The sequence below is a fragment of the Rhodopseudomonas sp. BR0G17 genome (genome assembly GCF_010907025.1).
Taxonomy (GTDB): domain Bacteria; phylum Pseudomonadota; class Alphaproteobacteria; order Rhizobiales; family Xanthobacteraceae; genus Rhodopseudomonas; species Rhodopseudomonas palustris_H.
In genome coordinates this window covers 1-799 of record NZ_QUML01000086.1, presented here as the reverse complement: position 1 = coordinate 799, position 799 = coordinate 1, and the positions used below count along the sequence as shown (strand labels likewise).

Sequence of the window (799 nt, the reverse complement as noted above, 5' to 3'; positions counted from 1 at the left end):
GTGCGGCGTGCCGAAGACCGGCTTCATGATCGAGTCGATGGTGACCGCGACCGCGCACAACATCCGGCAACTGCTCGACGGCCAGGAGCCGACCCATCAGGCGACCTGGAACGCGGTGTGCCTGGCCGATTTCGGCGATTCCGGCGTCGCCTTCGTGGCGCAGCCGCAGCTTCCGCCGCGCAACGTCAACTGGTCGTCGTCCGGCGTGTGGGTGCACAACGCCAAGATCGCGTTCGAAAAGTACTTCATGCGCAAGATGAGCCGCGGCGAGAGCGAGCCGTTCTACGAAAAGGCGATGCTCGACATTCTCGGCATCGGCAAGCTGAAAAAGACGACCGAGTCGGCGTGAGAGCCGCGCCCGCGCGCCGCGACCGGTGCGGCGCGCACGGCCGACAACGACAGCTCCAGCCCGACGCTTCCGACGTCTCAGGGTTTCGCGCCGAGCCGCCTGGGTCCGGGTCCGTTGCGCCCGAGTTCGTCGCCGGGGTTTCGCAGCGGGCATTCCTCCAGCGACAGGCAACCGCAGCCGATGCAGCTCGTGATCTGGTCGCGCAATTGCGTCAGGCCGACGATGCGGGCTTCCAGCATCTCCTGCCACGCCTTGGCGAAACGCGCCCAGTCGGATTTGGAGGGGACGCGATCGTGCGGCAGATCGATCAGCGCGTCGTGGATAGTCGTCAGCGGAATACCGGCCAGCAGAGCGACGCGGATGATGGCAATCCGGCGAAGCACCGAGCGATGATAGCGCCGCTGGTTGCCCTCGGTGCGCCAGCTCTGGATCAGCCCCTTGGCCTCATAG

The 799-nt window shown here is 66.3% G+C and carries 1 protein-coding gene and 1 pseudogene; one reads left to right on the top strand and one right to left on the bottom strand.

Going from position 1 to position 799, the window contains the following annotated elements; all coding sequences use genetic code 11:
* A pseudogene (locus DY467_RS25310) lies at positions 1-349 on the top strand (NAD(P)/FAD-dependent oxidoreductase); the annotation flags it as partial.
* A 77-nt stretch (positions 350-426) separates the two neighbouring features.
* Here the strand turns inward: DY467_RS25310 and soxR are convergent.
* The coding region (gene soxR, locus DY467_RS25305) for a redox-sensitive transcriptional activator SoxR (RefSeq protein WP_164639796.1) at positions 427-799 on the bottom strand (373 nt) is incomplete at its 5' end.